Raw genomic sequence first — 20,213 nt, forward strand, 5'->3', positions numbered from 1 at the left:
CGTCTCACGGCGGGTTTGAGGCGCTATTCAGCTGCTCTATGTCGTCGTCCTCGTACGCTGCCCGCCACATCGCATGAACTGTACGCGTCACGAGTGAGACCTCGGTCACGTCGATACAGGACGATTCGGCGTCCGTTGTTGCGGCTTCAGGCGGCGGATGGAAATGGATCTCGGGAGAGTGTGTATACGGGTGGCGATCGAAGCGCCAGTTGATGTCGTCGCTATCGACGTAGTGGAACGAATACATCCCGAATTCGCTCCACTGGATATCGAGCCGACCGCTCTTGGCGTTGCCAAGCCCGTCGCTGAGACTGATTTGCAGTTCCGTGGGGGCGACGACGTTGTCGTACGCCGTTTCGCCGACAAGCGGTTCAAGTTCGAGCCACAGGTCACGAATCCGCTGGTGCGCCGGAAGATAGATAGGCCCGAACTCGCCGGCGCGGTCGTCATCGCTCATACAGCGAGCTGGTGGCTGGCCTCGTCGTAGGCGAGTGCTGCTTGGGCAACGGCGAGATTCTGCCGCGTCGTTCGCCACGCGGTGAGATCGTCCCAGCCCGCTGTCTCGCCACCGTCGAGTTGCTGGGCGAGTTCCTCGGGTGAGACCACATCGTAGCGATCCTCGTAACGCCGGATCTCAGCCTTCATCTCCTGGATGCTGTCGAGCAACTCTGCCCGATTGACTTCCTCACGCAGCTCACGGATTCGGGACATCAAAACCCGGTCGCTATTGCGCTTATACAGCGTTGTTTGGCCGTCCTGTTCCGTCTCGGCGAACCCGGTGTTCACGAGCGTCTTGCAGTGGCGACGTGCCGTCGGCTCGCTCACGAGCGCTCGATCGGCGATCTCGGCCGCCGACTGCCCGTCGTGTGTCTGTTCGACGATTTCGTACACCCGCTCGAACGGTGTGGTGTCATCTTTCCAGTCCGCCTTGACCTGCTCGTTGACGTCGTCCCACGTCTCGGTCATACTAGGTGCTACGCAGTTGAGAAACAAATAGTTTTCTGAGAAAAATATCTCACGGTAGTAGTTGTACAGGTGCGTTGTCAGGCTACCTGCTCCTCTAACGTCTCGTGATGCCTCCGGACGGTCGTTGGCGTGACGTTCCCGGACTCGGCGACATCACGTTGCGTCAACCACTGTCCCTGTTCGTGCCCCGCTTTGTAGAGACAGGCCGCGGCGAACCCGGCTGGATGGACTCCCGTCGTGAGACCGCTCTCTTCGGCCTGCTCTGCGAGTGTTTGAGCCCGTTGTCGGATCTCGCCTGGACACTCGAGGTCTGAGGCGAGTCGCGGCACGAACATGCTGGGAGAGACGGGCTTGGCAGGGAGGCCAAGCGCTTCATTCAGCGTTTTGTATGCGTTTATGACCCGCGACTCCACGACGCGGGCCAACTTGCTGATCTCACCAAGCAACCGCGAAAGGCCGTTACAGCGACACGTTCCGTAAACGCTTGCCGCGGCGATGGCTTCGATGGATCTGCCACGCAGCAGATTTTCGTTCTGAGCGCTCCGGAAGATCTGACACGCCTGATCCCGAACCGACTTGGAGAGTTCGAGCGCACTCGCAATTCTTCGTACTTCTCCCAGGCCGTGTGCGAGGTTTCGCTCGGCTTTCGACTGAAACCGACCGCGACGCTGTTCGCGCCGCATTCGGGATAGATGGTGACGCTTTTGCCCAGAGAGGTTGTTCCCGTTCGCATCTTTCCCGCGACCGATCTCCGTCGAGAGGCCTCGGTCATGACGTGCCGTTGTAAGTGGAGCGCCCGTCCGTTTTCGCTCGTGTTGGTCGTGAGCTCTCCATTCCGGACCGTGATCGATTCGCCGCTCATCAATAACGAGTCCACAGTCTTCACAGACGGTTTCGACCGAATTAGTAGTGACCCGGCCATCGCACTCCGGACATGGGTTAGTGCTGGAGTTTGTCTGGACGTCCTCGTCGAAGCCAGTTTCGTAGATCTCTCTAGTTGCCATCGGTAGTTTGTGAGGTGTATTGTCTACACCCCTCACCCCCTTCTGGGGGGAATAAACAGCCGCGGATAGAGCGGTATGAGGATGTCTGCTGGGCTATTTGGGGAGGTCTCTGCGACCTGTCCGCACACACTCCCAGCAGGGAAAATCGTTGGACAGCCCATCACAATCGCACTGCGTTGTGTCCACGGTATCGGATTGGTCTTCTTGTCGCTCTCCACCCGTTACAACGCCGCTGTCGGTGATAGCTTGCGTCTTCTCCACAATGTCTAGAACTTGTGGTCGAATAGCAACGGCAACTCGATGCTTACACGGACCATCGTACACTGCGTCAGCGGGACACTCACAGGCTGCTGGAATGCCGTCAACAACAGTGACGCGGTATTCATGATCTGCTGGATTTTGATGACTCTCGTTCCGAACACGGACGTCACCATCTAGAAGAGAAAATTCGAAGGCTTCGTACTGAGCGCGTTTGAGTACACGATTCGTTGGTTCGAGACTGTCGAGTAGGGTTATCGCCATTATTGCCGCGGCGACTAGTGCGCCGCACCCTTCGGTGCGCAGATAAACTCCCAGTGACTCACAGGTGGATCCGTTGTCAAGGTCGTGGCTGCGCGCGCAGCGGAGTTCTCGTGAGCACCGCGAACGAGGGCACGTGAGACGAGCGAATGCGAGTCTCACGGAGCGAGCACGGAGCGGAGGGTGGGGAGGTGGGGTCTGGGTTGGGTCCGGCACGTAGCAAAAAAAGAGAGTTGCGACGACTGGCTATCGAAAGGAGTTCGCTGAGAAGATTCGGAACCCCGACCAAGGAGTGCCGTTAGTCTTGGAGTGTGGCGACTGTTCGGCCCGTTTCTTCTGCCTCTTGGCTGCGCAACATATTATACGTCGCGAGCGCTTCCTCAACCGCCCCATCAAGACTCATTGCTTACCTAATTTTGACTCTTCTACCGCTTGGATGTTTCCCTGCGCACCGTGGCGCGGAGAAGCCTGCTCTTATTGGAGTATGTCGAAGACTTCGACTGCTTTGTACTCTTTCCCGCGTTCTTTCCCAGTCACTTCCTCAATGATACCATCCGATTCGAGGTCGTCGACGACCTTGTAGGCGGTCCGGCGTGAGACGTCGAGATACTCCACGAGATCTGGAGCCGTAAAATACGGATACTGGAGTAACTGCCGAGCGAACGCGTCCGTATTCGTACTGCCTGAGTACTCCTTCTCATAGCGCCCTTGGAGATCACGGAGTCGGTGCGTCCGGTCGTACGACATCTCAGCTTGACTTCGGAGTCCTTCGAGGAAGAACCTGAGCCATTCGTCCCACGCACCGTCCTCACTCACCGCACGCATCCGCTCGACGTATTCGACCTTGTGACGATTGAAGTACGCGCTCGGGTAGATGTACGGACTTTCGAGGTACCCTTCGCTCGCCAAATACAGAATAATGAGCAGTCGACCGAGTCGACCGTTTCCATCCGAGAAGGGGTGTACTGTCTCGAAAAAATAGTGGATGATAGCGGCGTCGATAAGGGGATGGTACTGCCCACCCATCTGTATGTACGACTCCAGTGAGTTCATGAGTCCAGTGAGTCCCTCCGGAGTTGGCGGGACGAATGGGCGTTGTCCTTGTTGTGGGCTCGTGAGATGAACCATATGATCGCGGAAGTCACCGACGACGTCACCCTCGTTTCGGACATCCTCAAGCAGCATCGAATGGAGTTCTTTGATAAGCGAGAGCGTTATGGGCGCTCCGCTCTCGACCTTTTCCAGACCGTACGTGAGCGCCGTCTCGTAATTGAGGGCCTCTTTCAGGTCTTTCTCGATTGTCGTGCCATCCTCGCCTGAGGGATGCTTTGTGTGGTACGCTTCGACATCTTGATACGCGACATCCGCTCCTTCGATACGTGCCGACTCAACGGCCTCGATACGTATGAGAGAGGTGTAGAGAACTGCGGAGAAGTCGACTGTCGAGCTGATACCGTCGACACGACCGATTTGATACGCTGTATCGGCTACCAGATCCTGCGTTTGTTCGGAGAGTTCGAGCTTCGGTTCTACCGGGAGCGGCTCCGGTGAATAATATGGATTCGGATGATAGGGGACGTATTTTCCCGGTGCACCATCGGGAAGCTCTTCGGTGGGCATCTCGCTGGTACCACTATTCGTCCCCCACTGGTATAGGTGTTTTTATAGCAAGTATACGAAAGGCCCAGCAGTAGCTGTATCGTGGAAAAATAAGCGTGAATAGTATACTTGTGAACACCGGAAGAACTTCTATGTCTATCTTGTATATAAATAGGTATACTAACTCGATGACTTTCGGGGATACTGTGTCACGATCGCGCTGCTGTTACACATCTACTCGAAAATCGAAGCGGCCTGCGACCAGAGATCGAGGCGGCTGACCGAACCATGCGCTAATTCCCTTGTTACGGAGGATTTGATGCGCTATTCAGCTGGCCGATGTCGTCAAGTAACCGCGAGTGATCGTTACAGCGATAGGCTTCATAGACGCTGGCCGCGGCGATGGCCTCGATGGATCTGCCACGAAGCAGATCCTCGTTCTGGGCGCTCCGGAAGAGCTGACACGCCTGGTCACGGACCGAATCGGAAAGGTCGAGCGCGCTGGCCAGCCGGCGCACTTCGCCCAGTCCGTGTGCGAGATTCCGTTCCGCCTTCGACCGCCAGCGCCCACGGGTCTGCTCACGGCGCAGCCGCGCGAGTCGCCGTCGCTTCTGCCCCGAGAGTTCGTTCCCCTTCGCGTCGGTACCGCGACCGATCTTTGTCGACAGGCCGCGATCGTGGCGGGCCGCAGTGAGTGGAGCACCCGTTCGCTCGCGCTCCTCGTCGTCGTACGCCCGCCACTCCGGCCCGTGATCGATGCGCTGTTCGTCGATGACCAGCCCACAGTCCTCGCAGACCGTTTCGACCGCGTTCGTGGTGACTCGACCGTCGCACTCGGGACATTGGTTCGCACTCGATTCCGTTCGGACGTCCTCGTCGAATCCGCTCTCGTAGATGTCTCTGGTTGCCATCGTCCTCACCGTGTTCAGGGAACCCGCCAGTACAGCGAGCCCCTCACCCATTCAGGGGTAAATAGACTCTACGCGGGACTGCCTCACCTATTGAGGGATTTGGCGGGATTTAAATTACGGCGTCCTAGTCCTCGAAAACGTAATGAAAGGTATGAGCGCCGAGGCCGATTCCCTTCTGTGGGCCTATACGGGCATCAACTTTTCAGATATGTTGCTCAACCGGCTCCAAGGCGTAGGACTCCTCCAGTTTATCCCGGCCGGTCAGGTTTGAATCCGCCATCGCCACAATCAGCTGGTAGCTTTCCAGGATTTCAGGAAGCTCCAACAAAAAGTCTGTAACGTCTGCTGCGTTCTCATCGTCCGGGCCATTCCCGTACGGCGAGTCAATCAGCAGCAATTTAAGCGGAACCGTCTCACGCTCTTCCTCCAACTCTGCTAAAACCGTAGTGTGGAAAAGCAGCATATGTAGAAGGAGCTCTGCATCAGTCTGCCCCAACAGTCCTGGCGATTTCTGCGCGTTGTCTGTCCGGTGGATCGTGTAGCTGTACGAATCGCCTCTGTCGAAGCGGACACCGGTGGCATTGGCAAAGGTGCCGCGTGTGAAAATGTCCAAGAGGGATTCCATCCGTTCTTCCAGCCTGTTCTTCAACCGTCGACGGGCTTTCTTCCGCTCCTCGGATATAATGCTTTGATAGGACTCCAACGCATCCATACGTTGCTCCTTCCTCTGTCTTTCCTCGTCAATCTGGCTCCACTCCCACACCTGCCGGGCAACACCATGCAACGTGCCTTTCTTCGCGTCGATACTGAGTTCGAGGGAAGTATTCTTGTCCCGCAGATCTTCGATTTCCTGCTCTATCTTCTCCTTTTCACGCTTGTACTCTGCAAAGCCGGATTGCTCTTGCCGCGTTTTTACGGTTTCAAGTTGGTCCCTCTTCTCCTCCAGTTCTTCTTTCAAGAACTCGATCTCTCCCTCCAGTGTCCTCTGCCGGCTCTCCAATTCCTCCAGTTCTTCCTGCCTCTTCTCTCGCTCAATTACCTCGGCTTCCTCGTCAACCTCGGACACCGTTTCGTAACGGTTGTCTGGAACATCCTTTCCGCAGAGCGGGCAGTCGCCGTGGTCGTTGAAACGTTGCTGCTGCTCCGGGTCAACATCGCGGGTGCAGACTGGACACCGGTTCGGCAGCGAGATCAGCTGCTGAATCTCCTGTAAAGCAGGGGCAATCTCGTCGGTGGCGGTCTCATCCTTTAATTTTGATATCTCCTGTTTCACACTTCGGAACTCGTCCTCCTTCTCCTGGATACGAGACTGAATATCCGATATCTCATCCTTCAAATCAATTTTCTCGGAGAGAGCCGAGTCAGCCTCGCTCTTATCAAGAAGTCGATCAAGTTCCTCCCGTCTTTCTACCTTCTCAGAAAGCTGGTTCTCTACCTGTTCCTGCTCCTCCCGCAGTTCCTGGATTTCGTCATTGATCCGTTTAGCCCGCTGCTTGTACTCGAGCAACCGAGTCTTCGCTTCCTGTTCCTCGTCCTCCAACTTACACTCCTCAAGTTCACTGCGTAACGCCCTATCCACCTTGGTGAGTTTGATACCGAACAGCAGATCGATCAGATCCGTCGCCTCGTCCCAACCATAGAAGCTGCGGAGGTCACCGGAGATAACGCTGAACAAGGAGAATATGTTGAACCGGTCAAAACCCTGCTCATACAGCGGTGTAATGCCGATTAGGTCGTCGACTTCTGACTGGGTGCGTTGCTCCGCCTCGCTGTGTTCACTATCCTCCGGATTTTCGATGACGTTGGGCTTATTGTAGCCTTCATAGCTCTGATTCCGCTCCATCTCCCGGTGGACTAGGTAGTTGCGGCGGCCCTTCCGCCAGTACCCGTCGGTTTTCAGCTTCTTGTAGTTCCGGTTAATCGGTCTCGTGATCAATGGATCGTCATTGTCTCTGCCGAAAAGGTTGAACCGGGTGGCCTCAATGAAGCTGCTCTTCCCTTTCGAATTTCGTCCGTGAATGATGGTAGCCCGGTCAGAAATGGAAACGTCCAACTCATCGATGACTTTGAACCCTTCAATATCCATCCGGGTCAAGGAGACCAGCTCATCGTCAAACTCGAGGTCCCGGTACTTAGCGTCCAAAAGGTCGATGAACTCGTCTACGTACTCGTCGTCGATTCCCTCATCTTCCCGTATCGACTGTTGGACTTCTTCCTTAATTCTGGGTTCAGACATGGCCTATCTCTCCTCCAGTAGAAATCGTGATCCAGGGTTCAGAATCATACTTCACTCGTCTCCCTCTTAGCAGCAGGTCCCGGTCCTCTGCTTCCTTGACCGGGTCCAAGTCCATGATGTATTCGTGGAGTTCTTCCACGGTCATGTGACCGAACTGGAGGACGACGTGGTCAATTGCATCCTCCCAGTCCGACAAGACCTCTGTCTCCAATGATTCAAGCCGGGAAGCGAAACGGTCCATCACCACTTCACCCGACCGTCCCAGTGTGATCCGGTACCGGCAGTTCTCCTCGTTTATTTCCGGTGTTTCCACCTTCGCCATCACCTCCTCATCAATCAGGTTGGAGGCGTAGAGTCGGCGTTTATCCTCTTCCAATGTCTTGGCGAAAGGCCCGGAGCTCCGCATCCGGTATGTGTAGCGGAATCCGGTTTTCTCCAACTTGCCGTGATCGTATGGCGCAGTGTCACGGTCCATTCGGTTCTGGTCTGCGAGCTCTTGGTTCACCAGGTAGACCAGTTTCTGGAACTTGTACCGGCTGTCAATCCCTTGAGAAAGCGTTTCGGGGTTTTCCGAGCAGGAGTGAACCAGTTTAAGCAGCATCGTTAGATCCAGAATCTCGTTAACCGAGTACCGGATCTCATTCCAGCTCTGGTAGACTTCGTCGAAAGGAATCTCTCCGGAACTGAAGTCCTGGACGACGTCTTCCCCGATGCCAGCCGCCTCCAGGTAGCTGAGTACCTCCTCGTGGGTGAAGACATCCTGCTTCAGGTGCTCTAAATACTCCTCATCGTACTGGCTGAACGCGGCTTCCTGCCGAGATGAAATCCTCTGAGCGGTATCAACGAACTCCTGCCGCTCCGTACGCGAAAGATCCAACCACTGCGACACTCTGAGCAAGGCTTTTTCGTGGCGAGCCATGCTAATTCTCCACCCTGTGGTAGGCGCCTTCGCACCATCTGAAAACCCAGGAACGAGCAGATAGACCGCTGCACTCCGGACAAATCGTCCTGAAGTAATCCCTGGCCTCATCCATGATTTCTTCCTTCGATGAAGCTCTTTCAATAGGACGCTGAATCATATCGAGTTTTTGTCCCGGGTTCGAGTGCTCTGAATCGTCAATAATGGCTACTATGCGGGAGGATTTAGGAATCGTTGTCCCATTGAGATAGTCCTCCATCTTAGTTCCAATAACTAGATCACAGTGAACCAGAATCAAGCTGTTAGGGATGATCTCCTTGTCTCTCTCAATACTGGCTTTGGGCAACCGTTGAGTGTCGGCCGAGAGGTCATTATCGATGTGTCGACCTTCGCCGTTTACGTGCTCACAATCTACGACCTCTTCCATGATGTCGCCCGTCGGTTCGCCAAAGCAGGTATCTGAGTCTACCAGAAACAGAACCATCTCCGTATGAGGCCAGACAGACTCGACATCTACAGGTTCATCCATGATTGGCTATCTTCTTTATCCGCTTAATTACTGAATTAAGCTCCTGTCTCCGATCTTTTAATTCTTGCTGCTCTGGGGATTGCGCATCTCCGGCGATCAGATGCTTCGATGGCTCTGGTCGACCTCGGAGATCATCCAAACAAGCCTCAACATCCTGAGCTAGCCTTGCTCCGTCCTGAGTTTTCGCCTTCTTTAGCACATCCGCAGTCTCTTGCATCGATTCTTCCAGTGCTTTGTACCTCCCGGTCAAATCGATCGGCGGTAGCTCGGTTTTCTCTAGGAACTTCTTCGCCTTGATTACCTCTTCAGAGGCCTCCTCAAACTGGTAGTAGTCATCTGGGGCGTCGATCTCGTAACGGTCGAAGTAGAACAGAATCAAAAATCCGAAGAGAACACCGATACAAAGACCCACCCAGATCTCTTCGTTGGTCGGGGTTAGCGGCGTCTGGTAAACCCAGGTATGGAGCAAAAACCCGATCGCAGTCGCTAATTCACCGAGGAACAGATAACCTACTGCGATAAAAGCAGGGACAAAATCCGTGTGTAGAATGGAGGAGAACGAGTCCTTGGCGGCACTCCGTGATATGAGATATGCGCCGAGACCAGTTACAATGGCGCCAACAGTGAGCACCTCGGTAAACTGCGGCACTACACTGGTATCTAGTAAACCTTCCGAGGTGAAGCTGAAAAGGCCGAGAAGGAATACACCTTCTAGGATAATAGCGTAGAAGATACGACGAGGTGGACCTCCAAACGTGAAGCAGTCCAAATAAAGAGAAAGCCAGTTATCAGACATTTTCCAGCAGTATATGAAGTCTCCGCCTGTGATTAACCCATTGGAAAGACCATCCCGCGATTGACTCTCTCCGCTAGTTTGTTTATACGTCAAGTTTTCGTATGTGCTGAAAAGAGGGTACATCGCAACCGTGCTCGGTAAAATACAGTCTGGATTGACTCATCAATATGCCAAAATCTGGGGCGAAGTAACCGAGACCAGCGAATACACTGCGGGCGGGGTCTCACGGACAGTGTACTGGTTCCGCAACGACAGCAGGCGGATGGTAGACTACTCTCCGCTCGAAACTCTGCTGATGAACGCACAGGCCAAAGATGAGTTCTCAAAAGATGTCGTTGATTACGTCTTCCTCCACGAAGTCGGACACGAACAAATGAGCTTCATGGGAAGAGCTCTGTTCTGGGCGATCTACCTGAGCTCGGCACTGCTCCTCATCGCAGATGTGATAGCATCACCAACACCCTGTTGGAAGCAGTCAAATGTGTGCTGTCCATTGTGATGAGTAGGAGGAGAGTGAGTAAAACCTGGTGTGTCCCCTATCTGTAGGGAATCAGTAGTTCACCAGGTCGAAGAGCAGTGCTTTCACATGCGATTCGAGGTCCCCGTTGACGCTCCCAGCCGGCCGGCGTGCGCGTACGTCCCCGTACCGGTCGATATCGGTTTCAATGCGATACGTTAACGACCGCTCTCCAGCGCCATCTTGGAGATCAATGACGACGGCACGATTCTCGACGATCCGCCGAAGGCGCCCCGTCTTGCGGTCCAGTGTCACCTCGATCCAGCAGTCGCCGAACCCCGAGATGGGCGCGAACGGCAGTGGGACGACCTGTGCGTACGCGTCTGCTCCAACGACGCGGTAGGTGATGGTCTCGTCGTCGGCAGCGGTTCGCGTCCAGTCGGTCTGGTGAGGGCGGACGAGATCACGACGGACTGGCTCGGAGGCCCGCTCGTAGTCACCATCGGGGATGTGTCCACTCCGATCGTCTGAGACGCGTACAGCGTCTCCTGCTGGCGTCGGCGCGTCGTGGTCATAGAGCCAAGCTCCGTCGGTAATGTAGCGGACGTTTGTCAACGGAAGGTCGTAGCCGTCATCCAACACTCGGTTGTAGTGAAGGAGCGCCCACAACGTCTGGTGTGGCGTGACGTACTCCCTGTCGGGGGCGTCCGCGAGACGGCTGCTCTGTGTTAGCGGCGTCTCAAATGTCGTCAGCGTATGAAGATGCCGTCGACGGGAGGGTTGATGCCAGAGCTTGCGGACATCGAGGTCATACGGCGTCTCACCGGTCCAATCGTCCAACACTCGCACGTTCGTGACCGCTCTGTGGTCGGCAGCATGGCGGTGTTGAGCAGCCGCCGTGATAGACTCACGCGGCGATTCACCTGTCGGGAGCGCTGGGTCGTACGGACGAATGTCCGCAACCCGGAGGCCACCGTACCCTGTGACCGTCCCGAGGGTCGTTATGCCCGCCCCGGCGAGAAACCGGCGGCGGTTCATCTGCCAGCCTCCGAACGAGTCGTCTCTGGGTGCCACTCAGCGACCGCCAGCGTGTCCTGCTGCTCCGGGCCCTCCCAGACTACATGGGTCGTCTCTGGGGCCGGTATCCTGTGCCGCAGCGTCGCTCCGGGTGTGAGTGGGAACTCAGAAGCCGTGTCGGTATCCCCGGGGTCGACCCACACTGTCTCTACGCGTTCGGGGTCTGGTGTCACCACGTGGAGTCGCCCGGTGTTTTCGGCCGTCAGGCGGTTGCCACGGTCGAACGTTATGATGAGTGTAGACCGGTCAGGATCCCAGTCGAAAGCGGCGAAGACGTTCGGAGCACTGGTTGGATAGGACTCCGTGGAGGGGCCACTCGGTGCGAGCGAGCATCCGGCGAGTGCCGTGGTAAGTATGGCTCCCCCTGTTGTGAGAAGTGCGCGTCTGGAGGGCATACTGTCATTCAAACTTGACAGAGTCATAGGCTTTTTGTACGCTTTTTTTGAGCGAGAAAATTCAGCTTTGTCGGACGTTGCGGTGATTGAAGTAGTAGCCTTGGGTCCTTCCTGACAGCCCAAATTCGTGGGGGCTCTGTTGAAGCGTATCAGATTTCAATAGAGCCGATTGCGTTTAATCCGGAAAAAGGCGAAACGGGTTCTCTCACCGGTTCAGTCACACCTGTGATGTCGAATCCGTTCTGGAAGTCCGACCTTCCCACAGACGGGACACTCCCGCAGCGGTGTCGGCGGGAGGTCGTTCCAGGCGTCCAGCGCAGCCGTTAACTGTGCTTCCACGGTCGGCGAGTTGGTCGTGCGGCGGGCTTCGCGGAGGTGAATGCGAAGCCGTTCACGCGCCGTGAGTGTCGTGTCGTCGGTCATAGTGGGACGGGATTGTGGTAACCCCGCCACCCATCGCTGGGGGCGATAAACACCACTCTGAGCGGTTAGCGAATATCGGGCTGGAGCGGAGCGAACTGTTCCCACCTCATGTGGTGGCGCTGACAGAGCGTGACCAGGTTCTCAAGCCGGTTCGCCCGCTCGTAGTCCAGAACCCCTTGAGCATCGATGAAGGTGCCAAGTGGCATAATGTGGTGGACGTTCAGGTCGCGGTCCCAGCGTTCGTGGTGCGCTTCTCGGTCAATTGTGCACCCCGGCATCTGGCACTCGAAGCCGTCCCGTTCCAAGGCGCGTTTGCGCTGTCTGTACCAGTTCGGCCCATACGAGATGTCTCCGTAGCCGCCCTTCCAGTCCGGATGATCTGGGCCGCTCGGTTGCCCCCGGTACTCAAATCCGGCCGCTTCGACGGCGTCTTGCCAGGTCCCATATCGGCGAGCATAGGATCCAACTGAGTAATGACCCCGGTCACGCATCTCGATTGATGATGGTACGTGGCCTAACTCATCGACTAATCGCTTGATCTCTTCATGGAGCTGTTCTTCACTAACACTCCATTGTTTGTGTGGCTCGAACCCAGCACTGCGTAACGCGCAATTCCAGCTACCGAAGCATCGCTGAGCAACTTTCACCGACCACGCTCCGTGCTGTTCCATTTCTTTCGCCTTTGGCGGCCGCCCAAGTTCTGCGGCGAGGTTCTGGATCGCTTTGATTACATCCTCCTCTGTAGCGATCTGCTGTGTGGTCGTTTCTAACTTGGCTGCCCTGAGACCCTCGTTCCACGACCCGAAATGAGTCTGAACTGCTTTGGCCGAGATTCGTCCTAATTCTCGCCACTCACTTCGTGACGGAGAATGATCGATCTGGGTAGCGACTCGGTGTAGCTCCTCAATGATCTCTGTGTCGCAATATCCGTTTGTTTGAGGCTCAAGTCCGGCAGCTTCCAATCCCTCGCCCCAGCCCCCGAATGTTGAATATACTGCGCCTTCTGTAAATTCAGTCTCATTATTGATCTCTGAGTGTGTTGGTGGTCGACCTTTTTCGTCAGCGAGTCGCTGTAGTTCGTCGATGATTGTTTCAGCCGGTATCGATGCCTGATGGGCACGCACATGGCCGGCAATCTCAACGTTAGTTTCGAACGATTCCCCACAGATGTCGCAGGTGTAGTCTCCTTCGACTTTCATGTGTAGCTCCGAGCGTTGGCACGCCCGCACCCCTGTGGGGCGGAAAAAATACGCTCGGCTGCGCATCCTTTCTCCCGGCTTCAGGGATTAATATCAGACCAACACTGGAGGTTGTGGCTGCGCGCGCAGCGAAGCGAGCACGGAGCGGAGGGTGGGGAGGTGGGGCCTGGGTCGGTCCGGCACGTAGCAAAAAAGAGAGTCGCGACGACTGGCTATTCCCACCACCGACCGCGCTCGGGGAACATCACGGTGCTCCACCCAGTGACGGCTAGTGAGACGCGTCCTTCGTACCAGTTCCGTGCCGCCCCGTGAATGCGAACGCGCTCGCCTTCTTGAATCCACGGAGCATTTGAGGCCTCCCAGATCGTTACCCGCGTTTTGCCACTGTCGTCCGCGATCAGCCCAACTTGAGCGATGCTCGGATGTGAGGGATCCCACAATGTATCGACCTGACCCTCAACACTCACTTCTTTGCGATTGACGTCCTCGAGCTTCCCGATAGGAACCACCTGTCCCGGCGCTGTCTGTAACTCCTCGAACACTCCCACGACTGCACTCATCAGGTCTTTCCCACCGACGATGGCTTCACCTAGCCGCCGACCAATCGCCGCTCGCGACCAGCCATCCAACTTCTCTGCCAGCCGCATCGACTGTGTGTTCACCGCCGCCAACTGCTCCTGCGTGAGTTCTACACGAGGATCGTCTCTCTCTGGGTCCATCTGCGGGTCCACGCTTGCCGCCCGCTTCTGGAACTTCACACGCCGCGCAGCACTCCGCTTCGCTGCGACATCTCGCGTCCGCTTTTCGCGACCATCTTGCGTTCCCAGTTCCGCCTTGGCACTGATCCGGTCCAGTTCAGCCTCCCGCGCTCGAATGCGCTCTTCCTGTTCGAGGGTCTTTCCGAACATGTGATCCGGGCCTTCCTCGACGCGCGCGTCTGGATGGTTGGAATCGACTTTCGCCTGTACCTCCATCTGCACCGTTGCCCGGAACTCCGGCGTCTCATCGACAACCTCGAAGCCATCTTCATCGACCGCTGCTTCGTCCGTGTTTTCGAATGCTTGTTCATCGACCGAAACTACTTCACTAGTAACGTTCTTACTCGACATTGGAGTTCAGCTCCTGAAGGCGCTCACGCGCTCGACACCGCGATGCTGCAACATCGCGGTTCTTCGACGACAACGCCCAACAGAACCATCTACGCGCTCTCGCTCGCGCCTTCGCGAGCGCCCTTGGGCGCGAGCGAGAGCGCTTCAGCGAGGCCACTCAACCAGCACCGCGCGCCGACCCGCCCGGAGCAAGCGTCCAGCGGAGAAAGCGTGGGGGGTGAGCAGCCACGCCGCGCAACCCCTCACGCTTTCCCGCTGGCGTCGAGGGCACATTCACTTTAGCCCGGAACGGGCGCTCCCGGTGCGGAGAGCGCCCGCACGCCCGGAATGGTCGGTCGCGAGCGACGCGGAGGGCGGCAGCGGCGAGCGGGGCGGGCCGGTACGTACCATCTGGCCAGCCGGCCGCATCGCTCGGCGAACCATCTATCGTCCTGGTGGACTCAGAAAGGGCGAGGCCGCTTCGGCCGTCCCCCGACCCCGCAAGCACCGCAGGCACGAGGCGCGCAGCGGCGGTCGCGGGATGCCGAGCGGCCGAGGGCTTTTAGGAAACGATGACTGTCGTTGGTAGGCAGAACCCAGTGTAGCTTAGATTCGGTTGAGAACATTCGGTTCCAGCCCACTCTGACACAAATATCATATTCTTCGTCTTCACAGTTTCTGCGTAGACATGGCGTCGTATCCATCCGAGAATTCGCTTGTCGTGAATGCGACACACCAAATACTGACTCGTATTCGTGGGCCGTACAATCAGACAACCGCCATCGCACCAACACGGTATCAGGAACACCAGGCTGGTGGAGGATACGACGTCGAGCTCCCGTTAGCGATGCGACTTCTTTTCCAGTACAAAGCACCCAAGGCAGAGCCAAACAGGGGCGTTCGGTTCAAACTCGATACTCAGCAGATCACGACACTTGCAACCCGAGAGCCAGGTGAAGCCGCTTACTACGCATGTCCCGTCGTTGACTCTGACAACCAATTATCCGATGCGCTGATGGAGTGCTATTTTATCGATGTGCAGGCGATCGAGGCTGGCTCATCTCAACTCTATATTCCAACCGATTACCCCAATTCGCCTGTCCAGGCAAAATTCAAGGACCCCTCCGACCAGTCCGGGTGGATTGGTGATCCAGTGAACTACTACGAAATCCCCCATTCAGCTGTCAAAATGTGGGACGACCTAAGAACTGGCATCGAGTCACGGAACATTGGTATGGTCATCCGCGAGAGTGGATCGACAACGGACTCCTACGACGATTTCGTGGGCCGGCTACAGGACCTTTGGGCGCTCCATGATGATACTCGTGGCCAGGCACGAACTGACGGTGGCGAGCCGAATGAGAATGATCACCAGCGAATTGAGCGACTCGTCTCGTTTGCGCGCTCACAACATCGTCGGCTATTCGAAGAATCTGACGTAGCAGTACCCGATATCGAACGGCATGAACGTCATCTACGAGAGACACTCGAAGGCTATCAAACTGTCCGACGACCCGATGTTCATGGAATCGGGCGAGCTCAAGAACTCATCGCCCAATCTGGGAGCACAGATAGGAATCGAGCACTCAAACTCGGGAATTAGCCCTGAATCTATTCGTCGACCGAGCAGTGGTTCTTATTCGTCAGATATCGCTCTACAGAACGGTGACCCCATTACAACCGGCCATCCACCGAGGGTAATCCCCTCAGGGCGTAACAACGACATCCCCTCTGCTCGGAACTCTCGTTCTTTCTCGAATCCGATTGTCCCACCCTTGATACGGTAGGATAGTCGGGCAGTACGCTCGACTGCTTCGTGCATCTGTTCGCTGGCCTCTGTTTTTTCACTCTTATACACGTTCTTCGCAGCTAAGATATCTGCATCACCAGTTCGGTCATGATTGACGGGTATCACCTCCTCTAACGGACGGTCTTCACCGCGCAGGCTTACAGCCTCCACTTCGGTTGTCACAAGTGGAATCGGGCCATCTGATTCTACTAGTTCTTCTAACGCGGGCCAGGACAGAACCGGATTTTCCATCAACACGCCGGCTTGTGTGTCATAGACGGTTTCGTAGCCCTCTCCATCCTCGTCACTATTTTTGAATCCCCGTAATACTGTCCAGAAGATGCCGTACCGTATTGGAGCGAGTATCACGAAGCACGGTCGATGGATACCCAGTTCTGTTCCATGACGCTCCTCAAGCGTCTTCTGAAGCGTCTGCGACAGTTTCCACGAAGAGGGTAGGTCTTCTCGAAGGTCTTCGATTCCGCTCCCATACCATGAGAAGTCCTGACATTGCGCGGAATAGTAGAGACGACCGGGATCCGTATCGAGATCAAGCTTGTCCGCGGCGCGAGTCAGTCGGTTGAGAATTTGATCCGCCGATTCGTACCCCTCAGTGGGGAGATCGACACGAACACCTTCATCTCCATAGATTGGGTCGTACGTGGCCGGTGCGTGATAGGGAACAATGCTTCCATAGCCGCCAAGTGATGTCGGTCTCCTCTCGAGTTCGCTTGGGTCCATGTCTGTCCTAACCGATTCTATCGGTTTGTGTATAGTTTTTGGAAGCTCAATGAGCGCAGAAGTGCAATTTAGCGTTGATACAGGTTGGTGTATGCTCGTTCGAACACTGCCTGTGCATCGCCAGTTTCAACGATCTCTGAAAGATCGTCTTGATCGAGCACGAGGATGTCGAGGTCTTGAATGCGCATATCTCTAAGCAATCCATCAGCGTTCCGGCCACTCTGACAATCTGACACACCCTCCCAAGAGACCAGAATCGCCCCTTTACTATTCGGAGAAGTCATCTTAGCCTTTCCGTAGACAGAATAGATCTCATCAACTCCAACGGACTCGTTCCAGTTCTTACACTCGACATTAATTGGCGCTCCCAGCTGAGTCCAGGGAAGATGCTCTTCCTCATTTTGCAGTTGGAGATCGATCTCTTCCGTACTAGTTCGGTTATTTGGCGTCATCACGTGCGTATCCGGTACAGCCTTCTCAAAGATGAATGCCATCAGTTCCTCCAACCGATCTCCTTTGGACTCAGTAGTTTCAGCCTCTTGTGCCGCTACGAACCGACGTTCGATCTCATCGCGAATCTCTTCCTCCGTCGCGAAGTCAGCGAACGAACGTGGATAGCCGGCCGAAATGGGCGAGAGCCGCTCTGCTTGGAGGTTAATATACATCATTTCAACACCATCCTGTTCCCCAAGCTCGCTAACACTGGTGCTCTCAAGCTCGCGATCATATAACAACAGGAGTGAGTGATCGAGATCGCCAATCTGCTCAATTAATCCCTCGAGAGTTCCCCGATCCCGGTCTTCGGGGCGCATTGCGCGGACAAGGTATTTGTCGTCTCCGCGAGCCACAATTAAGTCGAAATCAATGTTGAGCTCGTCCCGTACCCCCTCGGTTGTATTGCGATACATCTGAATGGTGTAGCCTGCACTTCGAAGTGTCCGCGTGATCGTGATATCGGGTGTGAAATTTCCGAGGTCAATTCCTTCGAGAAACTGAATCGGATCTGACTCAACTTCGTCCGGAGCAGCCGATACTAACGAGTTAGCGAGCTTCAGCACAAAAGAGGCATTTCGGAGGGTCATACCTGATCCGAACGGGTCAACTTCCGTCCTAGAGATTGTTGGCTTTCCTATTGCGTGGGCAACTCCCTGAACGAGGACGAGCGCATTGGCAATCCAAACCGGATTGTTCATCCGGAAATTTAGATCGTCAATATCTGGCCGTGAAATGAACTCAGGCACATAAATAAGATCACGTACATCAGCTTCACAGTAGAGATCAAACTCACTGAAGTCGTACTCATCTGGGGATTTGAGTAGGCAGAGATCGCGCAGTGTGTTGAGCGAACGCCTAACAAGCGGCTGTATCCGTGATTCGTCGAAGAGGCTGTGTTTCGTCAGGCCATCTTTGGCACCTGCGAACGCATACGCTGCTTCCTCATATCGCCCGTTCCGTAGTTCTTGCATACCGAGATTCAGCAGCCACGCATGACCCCCTCGCCACCCTGCATCTTGGATTGCTGGTACGAGGAATTCAAGGACATAGTCGAGATAATCATCATGGAAAAAATTGGGCTCAGAGTGTCCCTCAGGAATCACCGCTTCTATGTCCTCCTCGACATCGAATGAAGTCTCTGGTAGCTCGCTCCAAGATCTATCTTGAACATTCGCAACGTCGCTAATTAGGTCTGAATATGGGAGCGGGTCGGGATTTTCGTCTAGTCCCGAAGGAGAAAAATCGGGGATTTCGAATCTGATCTCAAGATCAGCTGCTATGAGTTGGGAAATATGTTCGGCATCTTCTTCCAGTATACGAAAGGCGAAGCTTTCAGACCTAACTGAGACGTTTTCTTCAATGGCTGGTCGCCGGTCGTAGTACTCATCAATGACAGCAACGATCGCTTCTCTGGCTTCGTCAGTGAGTTTCCAGATTCCGTCAGTTCGATCTCCTCTATGAAAGCGCTCGTCATCCTCTAAGCGAACGATATCGAAATCAAGTCGACCGGCGACAAGCTTCTCCGAGAACTGAAAGCCCGGAGGAAGCGAATTTGATTCAGACGCCATTGAATAATGCTCTCCAGTCAGGCCAGTTAATTCTTGACGAGCCACGCGCACTAGGGCGGCAATCGGGTTCCAGTCTGTCTGGTGGTTACGGCACCAATGTCGTTTCAACTAGGAAGTATGTGAATTGTCTATCACCGTTGAACTGACAAACTCCTCATTGCGACGAACAGCCGGTATCGGCGGTGTAGAGCTCACTTACGGTCGGAGTTGTCGACATCGAACGATGCTCCAAATTCCTCGATGTCGTAGTACTCGTGGACGACGGGGCGGAGCGCGTGCAGGATCATCTCTGCAGCCAGCGGCGAGATATCGAGGTCCTCAGCCATCAGCCGGTGGGTCACCTCGCCGCGTTCGCGGGCGACAGCGTAGGTCAGTGCCGTTGCGAGGCCGGCAACGCCGTGGCGGTCGACGTAGGTGTCGATATCGTCGTTCGTTTCGCGACGACCAACCGCGTCGATCAGCGCTGCCGTGATCGTGTACTCGCGGTCACCGGAGGCCGTCGTCACGGTCAGGTCGATCTCGCGGGCGGCGTACCGCCGAGGTTGCTCGTCGTGGGTGACCTCGACGACGCCGGCGTCGACGAGTCGATTGACGTTGCTGTAGGCCGTCCCCTGCCCGAGCTCGAGGTCGTCTATCATGTCCTGGACGGTCGCCTCGTGTTCGTGAACGAGGTACAGGTACAGCTGGGCGAGCTGCGGCTCCTCGAGGAGGTTCGCAACCGAGAGGAAGTCACGGATGATTTCGCCATCAGTACGATTCGAGGTGCGTGACACGGGTCGTTCCTAATTACCGTTTCCAGCGAAACAGTAGAGAGTGTTTGGGTCACTCCACCGGCGCCGCGACAAGGTGTTCCTCGAGGTCGCGCGTCCAGTAGGTAGCTGGCCCACCGGGACTACACCGGGCGCAGAGTTGGAGCGGGCCTTCTAGGTGGCCGAGTTCCACTCGGAACCGCGTCAGCGCCGCGCTCGTGTCGACGACGAGGCCACAACTGTCGCAGGCGTGGTGATCGCGCTCATCGGGATCCGGCTCCGTCTGGGTAGCGCAGCCGACACAGATCGGGTGGGTGACCCGCTCGTCTTGGCCCCAGGTGTGCGCCTCGCCAGTTTCGGTGCCAGGCGGGGCGTCGCAGAAGGCACAGCCAACGAGCGTTTGCTGCATCACTCGCCCTCCGCGTCGGCGTCGCGGCCGGCCGTCCAACCCCGATGGAAGACGGCCAGCTGTGTCGATGAGTCGAAGGCGGTGCCGCTCGGCTCGTGAACCAGAACTTGGTCCTCGGGAACCGGAGTGAGGACGTCCGCGTCGACGAGGTCGCTGACCAGGCGTTGGGCCGTCGCGTCGTTGACGTCCGCGGTCGCGACGCTCGCGGCGTCGCGGTCCTGGGCGAGCAACTCTTTCTCGAACTGTTCGTAGTCGGCACTCGTGTCGTGGTGAGGATCGATATCAGCCATAGTGAGTCACGCTGCGCACGCTGTCACGCGCTGCACGCCTTCTGGCGCCGATAA

Annotated in this window: 20 protein-coding genes and 1 pseudogene; 2 read left to right on the forward strand and 19 right to left on the reverse strand. The window is 55.9% G+C overall.

Features of this window, described 5'->3' with window-relative positions; translation table 11 throughout:
* Positions 1–4: 4 nt before the first annotated feature.
* The 10 genes and pseudogenes from DVK07_RS17500 to DVK07_RS17545 all read right to left on the reverse strand — a co-directional run bounded on the left by DVK07_RS17500 (position 5) and on the right by DVK07_RS17545 (position 9,479).
* Positions 5–457 (reverse strand): hypothetical protein, encoded by a 453-nt coding sequence (locus DVK07_RS17500; protein ID WP_121598217.1) that lies wholly within the window; start codon positions 455–457, stop codon positions 5–7.
* Positions 454–966, reverse strand: a complete 513-nt coding sequence (locus DVK07_RS17505) for a winged helix-turn-helix domain-containing protein (RefSeq protein ID WP_121598218.1) — start codon at positions 964–966, stop codon at positions 454–456. Before DVK07_RS17505 ends, DVK07_RS17500 begins: the two co-directional genes overlap by 4 nt.
* A 77-nt stretch (positions 967–1,043) precedes the next feature.
* Positions 1,044–1,970 carry a transcription initiation factor IIB family protein gene (locus DVK07_RS17510; RefSeq protein ID WP_121598219.1) on the reverse strand — a complete coding sequence of 309 codons (927 nt, stop codon included), beginning with the start codon at positions 1,968–1,970 and terminating at the stop codon, positions 1,044–1,046.
* Positions 1,971–2,063: 93 nt separating this feature from the next.
* Complete coding sequence (locus tag DVK07_RS17515) at positions 2,064–2,492, reverse strand: SWIM zinc finger family protein (RefSeq protein WP_121598220.1); 429 nt, start codon at positions 2,490–2,492, stop codon at positions 2,064–2,066.
* A gap of 471 nt (positions 2,493–2,963) precedes the next feature.
* Positions 2,964–4,109 (reverse strand): Fic family protein, encoded by a 1,146-nt coding sequence (locus tag DVK07_RS17520; protein ID WP_121598221.1) that lies wholly within the window; start codon positions 4,107–4,109, stop codon positions 2,964–2,966.
* Positions 4,110–4,417: 308 nt separating this feature from the next.
* Positions 4,418–4,999, reverse strand: a pseudogene (locus DVK07_RS17525) (transcription initiation factor IIB family protein); the annotation flags it as partial.
* Between the two features lie 202 nt (positions 5,000–5,201).
* The gene (locus DVK07_RS17530) at positions 5,202–7,235 is read right to left on the reverse strand and encodes an AAA family ATPase (RefSeq protein WP_121598222.1); all 2,034 of its coding nucleotides are present in this window, start codon (positions 7,233–7,235) and stop codon (positions 5,202–5,204) included.
* Positions 7,228–8,154 carry a hypothetical protein gene (locus DVK07_RS17535; RefSeq protein WP_121598223.1) on the reverse strand — a complete coding sequence of 309 codons (927 nt, stop codon included), beginning with the start codon at positions 8,152–8,154 and terminating at the stop codon, positions 7,228–7,230. Before DVK07_RS17535 ends, DVK07_RS17530 begins: the two co-directional genes overlap by 8 nt.
* A 1-nt stretch (position 8,155) precedes the next feature.
* On the reverse strand, positions 8,156–8,683 hold the full coding sequence (locus DVK07_RS17540; protein ID WP_147441202.1) for a hypothetical protein: 528 nt from the start codon (positions 8,681–8,683) through the stop codon (positions 8,156–8,158).
* Positions 8,676–9,479, reverse strand: coding sequence for a flagellar protein FlgN (locus DVK07_RS17545; RefSeq protein ID WP_147441203.1), 804 nt, complete (start codon positions 9,477–9,479; stop codon positions 8,676–8,678). Before DVK07_RS17545 ends, DVK07_RS17540 begins: the two co-directional genes overlap by 8 nt.
* A 262-nt stretch (positions 9,480–9,741) precedes the next feature.
* Between DVK07_RS17545 and DVK07_RS22350 the strand changes: the two genes are divergently transcribed.
* Positions 9,742–9,978, forward strand: coding sequence for a hypothetical protein (locus DVK07_RS22350; RefSeq protein ID WP_147441204.1), 237 nt, complete (start codon positions 9,742–9,744; stop codon positions 9,976–9,978).
* A gap of 51 nt (positions 9,979–10,029) precedes the next feature.
* On the opposite strand, the gene DVK07_RS17550 is transcribed toward DVK07_RS22350, so the two are convergent.
* From DVK07_RS17550 to DVK07_RS17565, 4 genes are all read right to left on the reverse strand, one after another.
* A complete protein-coding gene (locus DVK07_RS17550) occupies positions 10,030–10,974 on the reverse strand; it encodes a hypothetical protein (RefSeq protein ID WP_121598226.1) in 945 nt (314 codons plus the stop codon).
* A complete protein-coding gene (locus DVK07_RS22355; RefSeq protein WP_147441205.1) occupies positions 10,971–11,408 on the reverse strand; it encodes a hypothetical protein in 438 nt (145 codons plus the stop codon). Before DVK07_RS22355 ends, DVK07_RS17550 begins: the two co-directional genes overlap by 4 nt.
* A gap of 488 nt (positions 11,409–11,896) precedes the next feature.
* Positions 11,897–13,030, reverse strand: a complete 1,134-nt coding sequence (locus DVK07_RS22360; RefSeq protein WP_147441206.1) for a homing endonuclease associated repeat-containing protein — start codon at positions 13,028–13,030, stop codon at positions 11,897–11,899.
* A 212-nt stretch (positions 13,031–13,242) separates the two neighbouring features.
* The gene (locus DVK07_RS17565; RefSeq protein WP_121598229.1) at positions 13,243–14,139 is read right to left on the reverse strand and encodes an SOSS complex subunit B family protein; all 897 of its coding nucleotides are present in this window, start codon (positions 14,137–14,139) and stop codon (positions 13,243–13,245) included.
* A gap of 667 nt (positions 14,140–14,806) precedes the next feature.
* Between DVK07_RS17565 and DVK07_RS23745 the strand changes: the two genes are divergently transcribed.
* Positions 14,807–15,721 (forward strand): hypothetical protein, encoded by a 915-nt coding sequence (locus DVK07_RS23745; protein ID WP_147441207.1) that lies wholly within the window; start codon positions 14,807–14,809, stop codon positions 15,719–15,721.
* Positions 15,722–15,754: 33 nt separating this feature from the next.
* Here the strand turns inward: DVK07_RS23745 and DVK07_RS22370 are convergent, their stop codons facing one another.
* The 5 genes from DVK07_RS22370 to DVK07_RS17590 all read right to left on the reverse strand — a co-directional run bounded on the left by DVK07_RS22370 (position 15,755) and on the right by DVK07_RS17590 (position 20,159).
* A complete protein-coding gene (locus tag DVK07_RS22370; protein ID WP_147441208.1) occupies positions 15,755–16,648 on the reverse strand; it encodes a hypothetical protein in 894 nt (297 codons plus the stop codon).
* 68 nt (positions 16,649–16,716) lie between these two features.
* Positions 16,717–18,711 carry a hypothetical protein gene (locus tag DVK07_RS22375; RefSeq protein WP_147441209.1) on the reverse strand — a complete coding sequence of 665 codons (1,995 nt, stop codon included), beginning with the start codon at positions 18,709–18,711 and terminating at the stop codon, positions 16,717–16,719.
* Positions 18,712–18,902: 191 nt separating this feature from the next.
* On the reverse strand, positions 18,903–19,484 hold the full coding sequence (locus DVK07_RS17580; RefSeq protein WP_121598231.1) for a winged helix-turn-helix domain-containing protein: 582 nt from the start codon (positions 19,482–19,484) through the stop codon (positions 18,903–18,905).
* A 49-nt stretch (positions 19,485–19,533) separates the two neighbouring features.
* Positions 19,534–19,869: a hypothetical protein gene (locus tag DVK07_RS17585; RefSeq protein WP_121598247.1), complete on the reverse strand. Its 336-nt coding sequence runs from the start codon at positions 19,867–19,869 to the stop codon at positions 19,534–19,536.
* Positions 19,869–20,159, reverse strand: coding sequence for a hypothetical protein (locus tag DVK07_RS17590; RefSeq protein ID WP_121598232.1), 291 nt, complete (start codon positions 20,157–20,159; stop codon positions 19,869–19,871). The genes DVK07_RS17585 and DVK07_RS17590 overlap by 1 nt, the downstream gene beginning before the upstream one ends.
* Between the last annotated feature and the right edge of the window lie 54 nt (positions 20,160–20,213).

The sequence above is a fragment of the Halorubrum sp. Atlit-26R genome, assembly GCF_003666015.1.
Classification (GTDB): Archaea; Halobacteriota; Halobacteria; order Halobacteriales; family Haloferacaceae; genus Halorubrum.